We start from the raw sequence: 16,247 nt of genomic DNA, 5'->3' as shown, positions 1-16,247 counted from the left end.
GTTTATTTATAGCTAAAAAAGGCTAACCATTACAAAAAATTGTAAATGGTTAGCCTTCCATATGATTAATGCTCATACCAGGATAAGATGGTTTCAGCATCCTTCTGTTCTAAGCTCGGAACGTTTCCAGTCATTCCAGTCATTCCAGACATTACTGTAGCTTTAATAGACATAACATTTTTTCTTTTTTGGAAATACGTTTGAGTGCTTTCAATAGATTGTATACGTTTTTTCTCCATAAAAAATGTAATACGATTAAATACTCGGTATTGCATTGTAAGCTGCTTTCCATCAATCATATAACCAGCCGTTTTATGCTGCCAAATCCCAAGAAGTATTGTAAGTGGAACCAGCAGCAGTGAAAGTAAACCATACGGATACAAGAAGTAACTACATGCCCCAATTATAGGGATGAGCCAAATAAAATCGATACGATAGAAAAATGGACGAGCACGTTTTGGAGAATGAATAAATTCTGGATGCCAGTTCATTTCTGGGAAAAGTTGCTCTAACGTTTCTAGACAAGCCTGTTTTTTTATAAGTGGAAATAAAATAATCTTCTTATCTTTTCCACTCTCACCATTTCCTCCAGCACTCTCAACAACCACTGTTGCAAATCCAAATAATTGACGTAATGGATTCTCTACCACACGAATTGCCTGAATTCGATTTAAGGGTAAAGTAATTCGTTTTTTCTCAAGTAACCCTTTTGTAATGATTAACTTTTCATCTTCAATTCTAACAGTGTACTCATAGTAGTTAATTAATGTGATTACTACAGAAACAAACCATGCAACGATTAAGATGAACATTACTGTTAGTGCAACTAAAAAGGCTCCAATTTTAACAAAGTCAGCTAACTCATGAAATACAGTTTCATAAGGAATTATATCTGAAAACTGAGAGACAATTGCTGCAAGACCAGACAGTACGACGCCAATTCCACCCGAGGTCGTTGCCAAAACTAGTAAATCACGGATGGACATATGATAAATCTGCGGAACTACCACTTCCTCTGTCATTTGAGCAGGCTGTTCATCTTCAGTTTCTTCCGCTATTTGTTTTTTTGCTCGACGCATTTCCAGCTCTATTGCATCAGCCGCCGCTTTACGTATTGCCGTTAACTCTGCCTCGGGCTTTCCATCCTTACTTCCTGCGGTTTCAATCTGTACCTTTACTAAACCAAATAACCTGTGAAAAATTCCTTCATTGTAATTTAAACTTTGAATACGTTCAAATGGAATATAACGCTTCTTTTTAACAAACAGGCCATACTTTACACGTAATTCGCCATCTTCAAACCAATAGACAAAAGTACGCCATCTAATAATCCCACTAACAACCGCAAGTACAGCTACTACTACCCAAACACCGAGTAATAACAGTGTTTTTAAAAAATGATCACTATTATAATTAAACGAAAATTTAAAACCATTCGTAACAAAAATAATAGCAACAGGTAAAATCATGCTTTTTAATACTTTTGCACTTGTTATAATAGCTGATATTGGATGTAAACGATTAATTTCCTTAGACATCATCTTCCGCCACCCTTGCTAATTCCGAAATTCGTGCACGAAGTCCATCAGCTTCATCCATCACAAGCGCAGGAATCGTATGTACAGTTGCTGCTGTTGATATTGAAATATTACCTAAATCATATTTTTTTAAAATTGGCCCTTGTGTTGTATCTACATGCTGTACACGCACCATTGGAATAAGGGTACGTTTAACAACAAATAAACCGTGTTGTACTTCAATTTCATTCTCACGGACCTCATAACGCCAGCGTTCCCACCTTATTTTTGGAAATAGGTAAACTGATAAAATAGCACTCAGTAAGACTACTGCTACAGCAATGAAATAAATAAATGATGGCCACTCAAAATAATACGTGCAGTAGGAAGCAATTACTGCCACAATCAATAGCAACATTGTTTGTAATACACCATATAAACGCCACACAGTTAACCCTTTTCGGGAAATTTTATGAATTGGTTCTGCTCTCAAAGTTGTTCCCTCACTTTCTTTAATTACGTATACGAGTTGAATGCTCCTTTTGTTTCAAAATATACGAAAAAAACCTTACAGCCACTTTGACTGTAAGGTTCGTAATAATCAATTTTGCCCTGGCGTAAATGCGTCCAGATTTTGAATTGTACCCCACTCTGTTGAGGTGGGAGTCTGAAATTAATCTTCGTGACGTCGTGGTGCACGAGAGCGCCCTTGTCCACCTTCACGACGAGCACCACCTTCACGGCGTCCGCCATCTCGACGACTTCCGCCACGTCGGTCTCCGCTACGTCCACTATCTCGACGTCCGTTAAAGCTACGGTTATTACGTCCACGATCTCCGCCACGATTGTTAGAAGAACGCTCACGACGCATCGGTAATGGTCTTTCTTCCGTAATAGTCACTGGTGTATCATCTGGCTCTTTTGTTAATGTACGAAGAGCAGCAGCAACAACATCAAGCGCATCATGATTTTCAAGTAATTCTGCTGCAAATGTACGATAATCACCTAGATTATTATTCGCGATAAGACCTTCTAGCGTCTCTACAGCTAACCGTTGTTGACCTTCAAGAGCTTCATCAGAAGTTGGTGGACGAAGTGGTGTCATACGTTTTTTCGTTGTTTCCTCAACAATACGTAAATAACCCATTTCACGAGGTGTTACAAATGTTACTGCAAGACCTGATTTACCTGCGCGCCCTGTACGACCAATACGGTGAACATATGATTCAGGATCTTGTGGAATGTCAAAATTATAAACATGTGTTACACCAGAAATATCAAGTCCACGTGCAGCTACATCTGTAGCAACAAGAATATCAATTTTATTTTCTTTAAATTGACGTAATACTGAAATACGTTTTGCTTGGCTTAAATCACCATGAATACCTTCTGCTAAGTATCCGCGAATTGATAGGGCCTGTGCAAGCTCATCCACGCGACGTTTTGTACGTCCAAAGATGATAGCAAGCTCTGGTTGGTGAACGTTTAATAAACGAGATAAAATATCGAACTTTTCGCGTTCAGCAGACTTCACAAAATATTGATCAATATTATCAACTGTTAATTCTTTTGCTTTAATTTTTACGATTTCTGGATCACGCATGAATGTTTCAGCAATTTTGCGAATAGCTGGTGGCATTGTTGCTGAGAACAGTAATGTTTGACGCTCAGTCGGCACGTTTTCTAAGATTGAATTAATATCATCGATAAAGCCCATGTTTAACATTTCATCTGCTTCATCTAGTACTAATGTTTGCACATCTTCTAATTTTAACGTACGACGATTAATATGATCAATAATACGTCCTGGTGTACCAACAATGATTTGAGGTCTATTTTTCAGTGCACGAATTTGACGGCCAATTTCTTGCCCACCGTAAACTGATAATAATTTTACACGTTTATCATAACCAATTTTATAAAGCTCTTCTGATACTTGAATTGCTAATTCACGAGTTGGAGCAATTACTAATGCTTGGATATTTGGATTTTTTGGGTCAATTTTTTCGATAAGTGGAATCCCGAAAGCGGCAGTTTTACCAGTACCAGTTTGTGCTTGACCTAATACGTCGCGGCCTTCGATAGCAAAACGAATAGTACCTTCTTGGATTGGTGTTGCTTCTTCAAATCCCATACGCTTTACAGAGCGTAATGTAGATTCACTAATATTTAATTCTGAAAAATTTGTCAAACTTCTCATTCTCCTTTTTTTGCTTTTAAGTTGACAAATGGTTACATTTTCAGATGAAGTTGTCGGCAAATTCGAGCCTGTGTTGTGGAACGTTTCCGTTACTTAAAAATTTTCTCTATATGATGGTCACATAGAGCTCTCTTATATGAAAAGGAAAGCCCGGTCTTTACCGAGCGGTTCGATTCTGTCGTAATAATCACTTTAGAATAAAACCGTTGTGTTTCAAAAAAAAGTACTCTTCAACCAAATATGAAGAGTCTTCGCACAAAATGTATCCATTGCTTACACTAGTCTAACATGGCTTTAAATCGTATGCAACGATAACGCATGAGTCGTAATAATCTGACTATTTCATTATCCCTTTAAAAACGTCAAAACTTGAGAAAACCACTTAGTACAATCCTTGTCGAAACATATATGGTGCTTACCATTATCAGAAAAATACAATGTTTTATCGTTTGAGATTAATTCATCAAATAAGAATTGAGCTGTATGATAAGGCACTATTCCGTCTAATTTTCCTTGAACAATATAGACAGGGATATCAATATCTTTATAATATGGCTCGACCATTCGAACAAGCTTCATAAATTCTATAGTTGATGATAAAGGTACATTGTTAAACTTATGTCGATATCGCATAAACAACTCGTTATTAAATAAATTACGATGGTACGCCTCCGTCGCAAGCATTTTAAAATCCTTAACCAATTGCTTGGGACTAACATATTTGGCAGCTGCACTTAGTAACACAAGCTTTTTCACCTGATAGCGTTTAGCAAGATATAGCGCAATAATCCCTCCCATTGAAAACCCAACTACTAGAACCTCATCTACCTTCTTAGCCAATGCTCGAAAGGCGAGTTCCGCATCCATTAGCCAATGCTTAGCAGTAAAGCCTTGCATCTGTAATTCCTCACCGTGACCTGATAAAGTGGGCTCCTCAATGAGCCAATCTGTATGAGCTCGTAAATAGGAAGTAAAAGGCTCTACCTCATAGGGACCTCCTGAAAATCCGTGTATACATAATACACCTACTGACATTTCTTTCACCTCTATAAAGAAATCGGTGAGAATGTTGTCTCACCGATTCCTTGTAGCATTTATCACGTAAAAGCCTTTAATATTGTTTCTAATTTCATCCCTCGAGAACCCTTTAGTAAAACAATAGATTCTTTGTTAGCTTGCTGTAGCTTTTCAATGATTGGGGCATAATCATCCTTAACATATAATAAATGCTCCGCATCAAAACGCTCTTTTAAAATATCATATAAATAAGCCATGCGTGGACCGAACAAGCAAACATAGGAAATTTCCTGACCTTGAATATCCTCTGATAAATTCTCATGGAATACCTTTTCATTTGGCCCAAGTTCCAGCATATCACCTAACACAAGCCACTTTTCTGAACGAATTGTTGAAGATGCGATAAATTGGATAGCTGCCTTTACAGATGTTGGAGCAGCATTATAGGCATCATTTATAAATAATGCTCCATTTGTTCCCTGCACTTGCTGCATGCGCATATCTGTGAGGGTCACTTGTTTTAAGGATGCACGAATTTGGTCATCGTTTAAACCTAATTTTTGAGAAATTAACATGGCTACTAATGTATTTTTCACCTGATGCTTTCCAAGAACTGAAATAAAGAAGTTTCCTTCAATCACACCATGTGCTGTAAAGCTACTGCCATTAGTAGTTGCTTCGACATTTTCTGCATATAATAGGTTCCCTGGCGTTAAACCAAATGCCACCGCATGAAGATTTTGCTCTTTTTCAACTAATTCTTTAAGCAAAGGTTCATCTCCATCATAAAATAGCACGCCATTTGCTGCCATCCCTTGAACGATTTCAAATTTTGCTTTTGCAATCCCTGCGCGTGAACCCAAGTCTTGCATATGAGCTTCTCCAATGTTTGTAATCACCGTCATATGTGGGCGAGCAAGTTTCGTTAAAAATTCGATTTCCCCAAAGCCACTCATTCCCATTTCTAGCACTGCAACATCCGTATCTTCATCAAGCTGTAAAATTGTAATCGGGAGTCCAAGCTGATTATTAAAATTCCCAATTGTTTTTTGTACTTTAAAAAATGGTGTAAGCACTCCTGCTAAAATATCTTTCGTTGACGTTTTACCATTCGAACCAGTAATCCCAATAAATTTCGCCTTATGCTCACTTCTATAAGCATGTGCCATTTGCTGTAAGGCTAGTTCTGGGTCATCTACAAATAGTAATGGTACATCTTGAGGTGGATTTGGTTCATCTTTCTGCCAAAGGGAGGCACCAGCTCCCTTTTCAAAGGCCTGCATAACAAATTTATGACCATTTGTCTGTTCACCTCGAAATGGCACGAATAAATCTCCCTGCTGAATCGTTCTTGTATCAATCGAAATACCTGTTACTTCTGTATCACCAAAAGCTGGTACTCCATCATTTAACCATGCAGCTAATTGTTTTAATGTTTTTTTCACAATAATCCCACTCAGTCTTTTTTATAGTGAAGCTGTTGTTTTTCTTCATAACGTTCGATTGCTAGTGTAATGAGACGATCAATAAGCACTGGATAGCTTACATTTGTATGTTGCCAAAGTAGCGGATACATACTCACAGGGGTAAAACCAGGCATTGTATTTACTTCATTCATATAAATATTGTTCTCAGCTGTCACAAAGAAATCCGCACGAACTAACCCGCTTCCATCTATTGCTTTAAATGCACGCTTTGCTAGCTCCTGTAAGCTTGTTACTGTTTCAGCAGGTAGCTCCGCTGGAATAATAAGAGCTGTTGAGCCATCTTTATATTTTGAATCGTAATCATAAAAATCAGTCATAGGTTTAATTTCACCAGGTACAGAAACTTCTGGGAAGTCATTTCCAAGCACTGCTAGTTCAATTTCCCGGGCTGCAACTCCTTGTTCAACGACAATTTTACGATCATATTGCAGGGCTATGTCAATTGCAGTTACCAGCTCTTCACGATTAGTTGCTTTGCTAATCCCGACACTTGAACCCAGATTTGCAGGTTTTACAAACATTGGCCAATTCAATTGTTCTTCACAGCGAGCTAAAATCGTATGCTTTTCGTTCACCCATTCGCTACGAATGAAGTACGTATACGGCACTTGAGGTAAGCCAGCAATTTCAAATAATTGCTTCATGATTACTTTATCCATGCCTGCTGATGAAGCTAGCACACCATTACCAACATACGGTAAATTCAGAACTTCAAGTAACCCCTGGACAGTTCCATCCTCCCCATTTGTACCATGTAACAGCGGAAAAATAACATCAAACTGTGTAGCTTCTCCGTTTTTATCAATTAGGAAATCTGTAATATTATTTTCTAGAATCGTGGCTTCGTCACCAAATTGTAGTTCTTCAATTGTACTTGCGGGTTTTTCTAGACGTTCACCTCGACGCCATTCTCCCTCAGGTGTAATGAAAATCGGATATACTTCATACTCCTCGAAATTCAAAGCTCCAGTGACTGCACGAGCCGTCGACAATGACACCTCATGCTCTGCTGACTTTCCGCCGTATAATAAACCGATTCTTTTTTTCATTTTTGTGCCCTCCACATACTTCTTGAGTACTATTAGTTTATCATGAAATGTCTTGACAAATGACATAAAAATCTCACCGTATTTTTGACGGTGAGATTTAAGTTTATATTCATTCTACGTGTAGAAAGAATCGCTAAATAATATAAATCAATTCATCGTGCTCATTTTTCAAAATTGTGGTTAAATCATCCCACACTTCATCTGGGAATGAATATTCCGATAGGTTTCGAATTTCAATACCATAGGCTAATTTTGGTTTTTCAATTCTATACAGTGACAATAGTGCTCCATCTTTAGCAAAAGACCGGTAGGCACGTAAAAATTCAGGAGAAATAGAAGGAATACTTGATTTCACTTTCCTTCGCCAAAAGCCTGAGCTTCGTTCTTTTTCTCGAATTAAACTGTTAAATACATTAGCCATCAGTAAGTCCCAATCACTTAAATGACGAAAATAAATTTTAGTCATTTTTTCTAGGTCAGAAGAGTAGTAAACAAATCTATTTTGTAATTTATTAAAAAAAGGCGAAGTAATGGGTTCCTTTTTATGACTTATATACAACAATTCCCCTTGCTCCATCGGCGTTAATTGGTCTAGCCTCTTTTCATCCATAAAATCTACCCAGCATAATTCCTTAGACTCCGCAGCTTTTTTTACAAACTGAGGTACTTCTCCGTCGGGTATATAATCAAACTGTGTATGCATATTAAAAGAACCGTCTTCATAGGAATGTTTTAATAACAGTAAGTGATGCAGTGGTTCAAGAGCAGCCACAAATTGCGAGAATTTCAGACCGCTAAAAATGACAAATTTATCGACATCATTCATATGAACATAAATATGGAACATAAAATCCTCGGCTGACTTCAATTTTTTAGCCACAATCATCACCCCATTCTTCACTACATTATAAGACTAATCTTGAATTTTTTGAAACATTTTATGTTAAATATCGTCTTAACAATATTCACAGGCGTAAAAGTGTTTTTTGCGTTATAATGTGAATGTTAAACATGCTATTGCATGGATGTTCAACTACTCTTATTTAGTAAATAGGATAAAACCAGATTTACTCATAAAGAGATACTATTTTAATAGGTGGCTTGTATGGAAAATAAACGAAATTTCGCGAATCGTTTTGATTGGACGCTTGCTTTTATACTTTTTACCTTCCTGGTCATTAGTTTGCTAGCCATTGCATCGGCACAAACATCCGGGCAGTACGGCATCAACTATATTCCTAAACAGCTACAATGGTACGTAATTGGTGCAATAATAATTGGTATAGTTATGTTTTTTGAGCCTGATCAATATAAAAAAATGTCATGGTATATGTATGGTGCAGGTATCGCTCTGTTAGTACTTCTTATTTTCATGCCTGAAGGCAAAGGACAAATAGGTGAACCTGTAAACGGTGCAAAAAGCTGGTATCATACTCCAATGGGAAATATGCAGCCCTCTGAATTTATGAAAACTTTTTACATTTTAGCACTTGCCCGTCTTATTAGTAAGCATCATGAATTTTATTCATTACGGTCATTAAAAACAGATTTTATATTATTAGCAAAAATTGCTGCTACATTGATAGTTCCGTTAGCACTGATTATGCAACAGCCTGACCTTGGTTCAGCCCTTGTATTTTTTGCCATTACAGCTGCGATCATTATTGTAGCAGGTATATCCTGGAAAATAATTTTACCAACCCTTTTTGGTGGAGCTATCGCTGGTGGCACCCTTTTATGGATGGCGCTCTATATGCAGGATTTTTTAGAGAAAACATTCGGCTTTAAGACGTATCAGTTTGCCCGAATTTATTCGTGGTTAGATCCCTATTCGTATTCTTCAAGTGAAGGTTATCATTTAATTACTTCCCTCAACGCCATTGGCTCTGGTGAAATTTTTGGTAAAGGTTTCAGAGGACGAGAAGTTTACGTTGCCGAAAACCATACCGATTTCATATTCACTGTTATTGGCGAAGAATGGGGTTTTGTTGGTGCTAGTATTGTTATCTGTATTTTCTTCTTATTAATTTATCATTTAACAAAAACGACGTTATTATTAAAAGATCCGTTTTCAACCTATGTATGTGCTGGAATTATTGCCATGATTACGTTCCACGTATTTGAAAACATTGGTATGACGATTCAGTTATTACCGATAACAGGTATTCCTCTACCTTTTATTAGTTATGGCGGTAGTTCATTAATGGGGAACGCCCTCGCTATCGGTCTGGTCTTTAGCATGCGCTTCCACTATCGTACCTACATGTTTACTACTCATGATGAAGATGATTGAGATCAAACTTATTTAGATAATGAAAATGGGTAGTCTCCGTTACAGAGAGACTACCCATTTTCATTTGTACGAGTTAAGCTTGAACTTGCGGTGTTTGCGTTGGTGGTGTGAGCACTTTTAAAAGTTCAAGTCGAGACTTTGTTACAGTGGCTGTTACACCCAACTTAGATAAATTCGAAACAATCTTTTTCAAATCTACTTCTTTTTTCATACATTCCACCTCAATCTTTCCTCGAATTAATATAACGTTTTATTTCCAAAAAAGTTTCATTTTTCTTTCTACGTGTATGATGTCCGACGAGTATATCACTTCTTATCATACCACTTAACTTACCTTTAAAATTTTTCATTTATGTTACAATGTAAATTTTTTCTTCCCTACACTATTACCACCAAATCAAAAAAATAAAACTTGATTTATATACCCTATAGTAGTATACCCTAAATTTAAATTCCTATTCTATATGACAATGGATATAAAAACTTAGACAAGTGCATGTACTCGCCGCCACCTATTGACCTGGAAGTGTACAAGTTCAGAGAGAAAACAACTTTTACTGATTTCTTCCAATGTTCTACCTTCCGTTTTCTTGTAATAACAAGTTCAAGAGAGGTAGAATATATATACTGAAATATCGTATGAAAGCAGGGACTGTATGAAAAAAGCAATTTTATTATTAATGTCTGTTCAATTCCTCGTGTATTTAGGATTTGGGATTATAATACCTGTCTTACCAGAGGTTATTGTTCAGCATAATTGGGACGAATTACATGTAGGCGGCTTACTAACAGTTTACTCCCTTGCAAGTTTCTTCACTGCACCACTTTGGGGCGTGCTCTCTGATAAGGTAGGACGTAAACAGCTTATTTTAATGGGTCTAGTTGGTTTTAGTTTAAGCTTTGTAATTTTCTCTTTATTTATAGATAATCTAGTAATTTTATACGTTTCGCGTGTTGTGGGTGGTTTATTCTCAGGCGCATTATATACAGCAGTAACAGGCTTCGTTGGTGATATGTCAAGTGAGGAAGAACGCAATAAATATATGGGTCTAATGGGCATGTCCATCGGGCTTGGTTTTATTTTTGGTCCGGCAATCGGTGGTATGCTAGGCCACTATAGTTTACAATTACCCTTTACTAGTTCAGCACTATTAATTGCACTATTATTTATTTATGCAAGCTTCGTCTTAAAAGAACCTGAAAAACGAAAAGATACAAATAAACGCGCCATTGTGCCAAAAGGCGCTGGAAAAATGCTGCAATATCGAGTGCGTTATTTGTTTATGTTCTCTTTTTTAGTTACTTTTATGCTGGCTGGAGTAGAGGCTACATTCCAGCTGTTTCAAATCGATCGCATTCAAATTACCCCATTACAAATTGGTTATTTATTTATGTTTAGTGGTTTTGTAGATGCAGCTATTCAAGGTGGGGTTGTAAGAAGAATTAAAAATGGGAGTGAGACAGCCTGGATAATAGGTGCCCAAATCGTAACTGCTATCGGTATGCTATTATTCACTTTAACAGCTAACTTATTTATGGCTGGTCTTGCCCTTTCTGTCTTTACTGCAGGCAATGCACTTGCAAGAACGTGTGTTGTATCACTGTCATCGAAAGAATCAGGAGGCCAATACGGAACTGCTGCAGGTCTTTCCTATTCCATGGATAATCTAGGACGCATTCTAGGTCCATTATTCTTCACTTGGCTATTCACAGTGCAATCCAGCCTTGGTTATTATACTTCAGCAGCAATAGCTGTAATTTCAATAAGTATCATATTTATCTATAAAGCTTCAAATAAATCTTTACGGCTTGAATAAAATGTTCAAAAAAAGCCGTAACATAATACGAAACATAAATAATACCTAAAGGCATAGAAAATTCAAATAAACCATAACACTGTTCAGATGATACTTTACTAAAGCTATAAATTCATAGAATCTCTAATATAAAGAACTGATAAGAAATAATTTACTGCTTAAGAGGAATAACGGAGGGCTCTGCATGATGAATAAAACCACAAATCTTTTACTTCCAAAAGAGCTAGAATTGCTTCGTTTCGAAATTGAAAATACACTGCTTTCATCCATGATTATTACACCTTATAAGCATTCAACGACCTTAACAGAAAGTAAATTTGCTGGTGTACCGTATTTACCGTATTATCAGACATATCCTAAAGACATTACAGGTGAGCCAATGCGGCTATTAGCGCAAATCAACTTTGCTGAAATGCCACCACTAAGGGATTTTCCAACTCAAGGTATTCTTCAGTTTTATATTTCGTCGAATATTTTTGTGAATGCAGATCATTACCACGAAGACATTTTTCAGCAGTTTTATAAAATTAGATTTTACCCTACTGTAAATTCTGAAGTGGCAATGCCTGAACAAGAATTTATAACATATTCAAAAGATTGGTTCCCTATTCGTCAAGAATTAGCATTACAATTCAGACCATCACAGGAACCTGTATCAGCTTTAGATTATCGCGCTATACGTTATTTGCCTAATTTAATACCTTCACAGGTGGATATTGATTTACAGGAAATTTATCTGCAACATTTTTTAGGAGCCGGTGCTAAAATTGGTGGCTATGGTTATTTTTTAGAGGATGATATCCGTCATGAATCAAAGCTCCTTCAACGCTATGATGTCTTGTTACTTCAAATTGACTCAAACGATGAACTCGGTATTATGTGGGCAGATAGTGGTGTAGGGAAATTTTTTATCAATCGTGAAAAGCTACTTCAAAAGGATTTTTCTGATATTTTATTTCAATGGGAGCATTACTAATCATTTTTTAGGATTACTTCGTTCCATATTCCGGAGTAATCCTTTTTTGTGCCTACAGATAAATTTCTTCTCTTCTTTCCACCAATGAAGTAAGCTATACTAGGATATATTGTGAAATATAGTAAAGGCAGGTGCAGGAATGAGCATTTTTACAGATGTGGAATATCTAGTACCTTTAATTATGTTTGTAAATATTTTAGCAGCATTGACAATTATTTTTTTAGAACGTAAAGATGCTACTTCTACATGGGCATGGATTCTCGTACTATTCTTCCTTCCATTAGCTGGTTTTATTCTATACTTACTTCTTGGCCGACAGCTAAGAAAAAAGCATTTATTCCGTTGGGAAGGACGGAAGGATATAGGGATCGATAATCTTATCAGCTATCAAATGGATGCGATTCGAGATGATACATTCGAGTTTCGTATCGAGAATGCGGAAAATTATAAAGAAATGATTTATATGCATCTGAAAACAAATAATGCAGTGCTAACGCAGGACAACTCCATTAAAATTTTTGACGATGGTGCAGATAAATTTGAACAGCTACTAAAAGATATTGAAGCAGCAAAGGATCATATCCATATCCAATATTATATTTTTCGTTTAGATGACTTAGGTACACGTATTGTCGATAAGCTGATTAAAAAAGCAAAACAAGGTGTAAAGGTTCGTCTTTTATATGATGAAATGGGCTCCCGAAATGTTAAAAGGCGCCATTTCAAGGAATTACTTAATGCAGGTGGCGAGGTAGAAGTATTTTTCCCATCCATCTTCCCCCTTCTAAACCCTCGTTTAAACTTTAGAAATCACCGAAAAATCGTTGTTATTGATGGACGTATTGGTTTTATTGGTGGCTTTAATGTAGGTGATGAGTACCTAGGCCTACAAAAGAAGTTTGGCTATTGGAGAGATACACATTTACGTATTGAGGGTAGTGCTGTACATCCACTACAAACACGGTTTTTATTAGACTGGAATCAGGCATGTGCACAGCAAAAAATGGGGTATTCAGATAGATACTTTCCGGCTATCCCAAAAAAGGGCAATGTAGGTCTACAAATCGTTTCAAGTGGGCCAGATTCTGACTGGGAACAGATTAAAATTGGCTATTTAAAGCTTATTAACATGGCCCAAAAATACATTTATATTCAAACACCATATTTTATTCCTGATGTTAGCTTTTTAGATGCTATTAAAATTGCTACATTATCGGGTATTGACGTACGTATTATGATTCCGAATAAGCCTGATCATATGTTTGTTTATTGGGCTACTTATTCATATGTTGGACAATTATTGCGTGCAGGAGCAAAAGTATATATTTATGAAAAAGGCTTTATTCATGCGAAAGCCATTATTATTGACGATGAAGCCTCTACTGTTGGAACTGCCAATATTGATGTTCGAAGTTTCAGTTTGAATTTTGAAGTGAATGCATTCATTTATGACCCAACCATTTCACACCAGCTAGCTGAGCTATTTGAAAAGGATATTTTTGATTGTACCGAATTAACATGGGAAATGTATCAGAACCGTTCCAATTTAATAAAATTTAAAGAATCCATTTCTCGCCTACTAACACCTATATTGTAAAACAAAAAAGAAGAGCAGCTAGCCCCATAACTATGAGGTAGCTACCCTTCTTTTATTTTACACCTAAATATTCTTCTAAAGTTATATCTTTTTTCTTAATTTCTTTTGCAATATCTACACCCACATAGCGATAATGCCATGATTCATACATATACCCAGTAATATCTTCCTTGTTTTTTGGGAATCGTAATATAAATCCGTAATCTTGGGCATTTGTCAATAACCATTGCCCTGCTGGTGTTTCTCCAAACTCCTCAGTCAGCCATAGATTCTCTTTGCCACGCTCTCCAATATCAAAGGCTAAACCTGTTTGATGCTCTGAGTAACCTGGTCGGGCACTATACCGGTCTGCTGCTGCCTGTCCATCACGATTCACATAATTGTTATATAATGTTGTTTGATAGTCAAAGGACCGATAGCCACTAAATGCCACAAAATCAAAACCCTGTTTTTTAGCAGCAGCTAGCATTTTATCTAATGCTTGACGTGCTTCCTTATTTTCTCCTGGCGCAAAGGTAGACGGGAGTGGATATATTTTATTTGCTAGTAAAATACCATTAATATACGTAGGTTCAGTGGGTAATGTTTGATTTGGTAAATATCCATTTTCATCAGGTTGTTGCTCTGGTTCCGAAGGCTTTTCTGTTGTTTTTTTCGGCTCTTCCGTTGCAACTGAATCATTTTTTGTTGGTTCGGTTGTTAATGACTGCTTCTCTGGTTCATTACTTACTTGCTTATTTTTATAGTTATAAACTACGAAAATAGAAACAATTAGTGCTACTGAAATGATAGCACCAATAATGAGTAATAGACGACTTTTTTTCACTATTTTTACCCCTTTTGTAATTTTTCAAGTACTATGTGGTTTTAAATATCCCTTTTATCTTCATTCAGCAAATGTTTTTTGCATCGAAAGCATAGCGGCAGATATTTTTTTGCGCGTAAGCGTAGCGGCAGCCGCAGATATTTTTTTGCGCGTAAGCGTAGCGGAGCCGCAGAACAGAAGACTCCCACCTCTATAGAAATTGATATTCAGGAATGCCTTACCTAGTACTGAACATTTTAACTCTTGCAGGTACATTTGAATTAACTGTATCCGACTTTATTGGTATAATCTCATTTTAGCACTGTTCACAATTTAGGGTGCACTATAGATTATTAATTTAGTTTATTTGTCAGTAAGAATGATAATTATGACAATTATAGAAGCAATAGAGAAAAAAATAGCCATATACTTCATCCATTTCGCTTCTTTCAAATAGCCCTGTTCTTTAAAGCTCTTAGCTCTGAAACCATTAGATAAAGCAAACATAATCGTCATTGCCAGTACTGCAAAATTAAAATTCCCCATAATGATAAATACTATAGCTACAATACTAAAAAGTGCCACTAAAATAGATGATAGCCATTTAATGTTCATCCTGTTGTCCTCCTAAAAAAATCGAGGCTACTAAGGCGCCTCGACATAGAATAATTTATGAACTTGCTTTTTCTGGATGTTCCGAATAATACTTTCGACCGATATAGGTTTGAATAATCAGTAAAGCACCGCTGACAGACCAATACAGTGGTAGTGCAGCCATAGATGACATCGAGATAAAGACAATCATAATCGGTGAAATATAAATAAACATTTTCATTTGTGCTTTTTGTTGCTCTGGTACTGTCCATAATGACACACGGGCTTGAACTAAATACACAATCCCCGCAATAATTGTCATAACAATATCAGGTGATCCTAAGCTAAACCATAAAAATTCATGTGATTTCACATCAGCTGAGTATAAAATTGAGAAATAAAGACCCATGATAATTGGCATTTGAATTAACATTGGTAAACATCCCATGTTTAGTGGATTGATGCCATGCTTTTGATATAATGCCATCATTTCTTGCTGGTGCTGCATTTGCTCTTCTTTTGTCTTTGCTTCCTTCATTTTCTTCTGAACAGCTTCCATTTCAGGTTTAAACGCGTCCATTTTCGTTTTCATTAATTGCTGCTGACGATAATTTTTTAACATAATCGGCATTAAAACTAAACGAATCAGCACTGTAATAGCAATAATCGCCAGACCATAGCTACCTGAAAAAATAGTATTTCCGAAAAACTCCAATAAAAATTCCATAGGCTTCACAAAAATACTATAGAAAAAACCTTCTTTGTTTTGCACAGCTTGACAGCCACTAAGAACAAAAACGACAAGTCCAAGCATTGAAAATAGCTTCAAATTTTTCATTTTTCCACCTACTATTATTTATCAACTAAAATGAAGTATACATTATTGAGTCTATCT

15 protein-coding genes are annotated in these 16,247 nt (G+C 36.5%); 4 read left to right on the top strand and 11 right to left on the bottom strand.

Annotated features, from left to right (window positions below; translation table 11 throughout):
- Positions 1 to 65: 65 nt before the first annotated feature.
- From AC2CGN_RS21315 to AC2CGN_RS21285, 7 genes are all read right to left on the bottom strand, one after another.
- Entirely contained in the window at positions 66 to 1,538 is a 1,473-nt protein-coding gene (locus AC2CGN_RS21315) for a PH domain-containing protein (protein ID WP_484516085.1), read from the bottom strand.
- The gene (locus AC2CGN_RS21310) at positions 1,531 to 2,010 is read right to left on the bottom strand and encodes a PH domain-containing protein (RefSeq protein ID WP_484516083.1); all 480 of its coding nucleotides are present in this window, start codon (positions 2,008 to 2,010) and stop codon (positions 1,531 to 1,533) included. Before AC2CGN_RS21310 ends, AC2CGN_RS21315 begins: the two co-directional genes overlap by 8 nt.
- A gap of 180 nt (positions 2,011 to 2,190) precedes the next feature.
- Positions 2,191 to 3,708, bottom strand: coding sequence for a degradosome RNA helicase CshA (gene cshA, locus AC2CGN_RS21305; RefSeq protein ID WP_283869800.1), 1,518 nt, complete (start codon positions 3,706 to 3,708; stop codon positions 2,191 to 2,193).
- Between the two features lie 354 nt (positions 3,709 to 4,062).
- Positions 4,063 to 4,752, bottom strand: coding sequence for an alpha/beta hydrolase (locus AC2CGN_RS21300; protein ID WP_484516081.1), 690 nt, complete (start codon positions 4,750 to 4,752; stop codon positions 4,063 to 4,065).
- Positions 4,753 to 4,814: 62 nt separating this feature from the next.
- A complete protein-coding gene (locus AC2CGN_RS21295) occupies positions 4,815 to 6,179 on the bottom strand; it encodes a UDP-N-acetylmuramoyl-tripeptide--D-alanyl-D-alanine ligase (RefSeq protein WP_429989477.1) in 1,365 nt (454 codons plus the stop codon).
- Positions 6,180 to 6,190: 11 nt separating this feature from the next.
- Complete coding sequence (locus AC2CGN_RS21290; RefSeq protein ID WP_429986227.1) at positions 6,191 to 7,270, bottom strand: D-alanine--D-alanine ligase; 1,080 nt, start codon at positions 7,268 to 7,270, stop codon at positions 6,191 to 6,193.
- 133 nt (positions 7,271 to 7,403) lie between these two features.
- Positions 7,404 to 8,156 (bottom strand): hypothetical protein, encoded by a 753-nt coding sequence (locus AC2CGN_RS21285; RefSeq protein ID WP_429986228.1) that lies wholly within the window; start codon positions 8,154 to 8,156, stop codon positions 7,404 to 7,406.
- A gap of 219 nt (positions 8,157 to 8,375) precedes the next feature.
- Between AC2CGN_RS21285 and AC2CGN_RS21280 the strand changes: the two genes are divergently transcribed.
- The gene (locus tag AC2CGN_RS21280) at positions 8,376 to 9,563 is read left to right on the top strand and encodes an FtsW/RodA/SpoVE family cell cycle protein (RefSeq protein WP_286926301.1); all 1,188 of its coding nucleotides are present in this window, start codon (positions 8,376 to 8,378) and stop codon (positions 9,561 to 9,563) included.
- A 73-nt stretch (positions 9,564 to 9,636) separates the two neighbouring features.
- Here AC2CGN_RS21280 and AC2CGN_RS21275 read toward each other — a convergent pair whose 3' ends face one another.
- Complete coding sequence (locus tag AC2CGN_RS21275; protein WP_166672133.1) at positions 9,637 to 9,774, bottom strand: Lmo0850 family protein; 138 nt, start codon at positions 9,772 to 9,774, stop codon at positions 9,637 to 9,639.
- Between the two features lie 445 nt (positions 9,775 to 10,219).
- On the opposite strand from AC2CGN_RS21275, the gene AC2CGN_RS21270 reads away from it, so the two are divergent.
- The 3 genes from AC2CGN_RS21270 (at position 10,220) to cls (ending at position 13,953) form a co-directional block, all read left to right on the top strand.
- Positions 10,220 to 11,380: an MFS transporter gene (locus AC2CGN_RS21270; protein ID WP_429983238.1), complete on the top strand. Its 1,161-nt coding sequence runs from the start codon at positions 10,220 to 10,222 to the stop codon at positions 11,378 to 11,380.
- Positions 11,381 to 11,564: 184 nt separating this feature from the next.
- Complete coding sequence (locus tag AC2CGN_RS21265) at positions 11,565 to 12,356, top strand: YwqG family protein (RefSeq protein WP_429983239.1); 792 nt, start codon at positions 11,565 to 11,567, stop codon at positions 12,354 to 12,356.
- Between the two features lie 139 nt (positions 12,357 to 12,495).
- The gene (gene cls, locus AC2CGN_RS21260; RefSeq protein ID WP_286926297.1) at positions 12,496 to 13,953 is read left to right on the top strand and encodes a cardiolipin synthase; all 1,458 of its coding nucleotides are present in this window, start codon (positions 12,496 to 12,498) and stop codon (positions 13,951 to 13,953) included.
- A 52-nt stretch (positions 13,954 to 14,005) separates the two neighbouring features.
- Here cls and AC2CGN_RS21255 read toward each other — a convergent pair whose 3' ends face one another.
- The 3 genes from AC2CGN_RS21255 to yidC all read right to left on the bottom strand — a co-directional run bounded on the left by AC2CGN_RS21255 (position 14,006) and on the right by yidC (position 16,190).
- Positions 14,006 to 14,779 (bottom strand): M15 family metallopeptidase, encoded by a 774-nt coding sequence (locus AC2CGN_RS21255; protein WP_429986230.1) that lies wholly within the window; start codon positions 14,777 to 14,779, stop codon positions 14,006 to 14,008.
- Positions 14,780 to 15,121: 342 nt separating this feature from the next.
- Positions 15,122 to 15,373: a hypothetical protein gene (locus AC2CGN_RS21250; RefSeq protein ID WP_429983241.1), complete on the bottom strand. Its 252-nt coding sequence runs from the start codon at positions 15,371 to 15,373 to the stop codon at positions 15,122 to 15,124.
- A gap of 55 nt (positions 15,374 to 15,428) precedes the next feature.
- Positions 15,429 to 16,190, bottom strand: coding sequence for a membrane protein insertase YidC (gene yidC, locus AC2CGN_RS21245; RefSeq protein ID WP_283869811.1), 762 nt, complete (start codon positions 16,188 to 16,190; stop codon positions 15,429 to 15,431).
- Positions 16,191 to 16,247: the final 57 nt, after the last annotated feature.

Source organism: Lysinibacillus sp. DFXJR4 (genome assembly GCF_057196045.1).
This window is presented reverse-complemented; position numbering and strand designations above follow the sequence as displayed.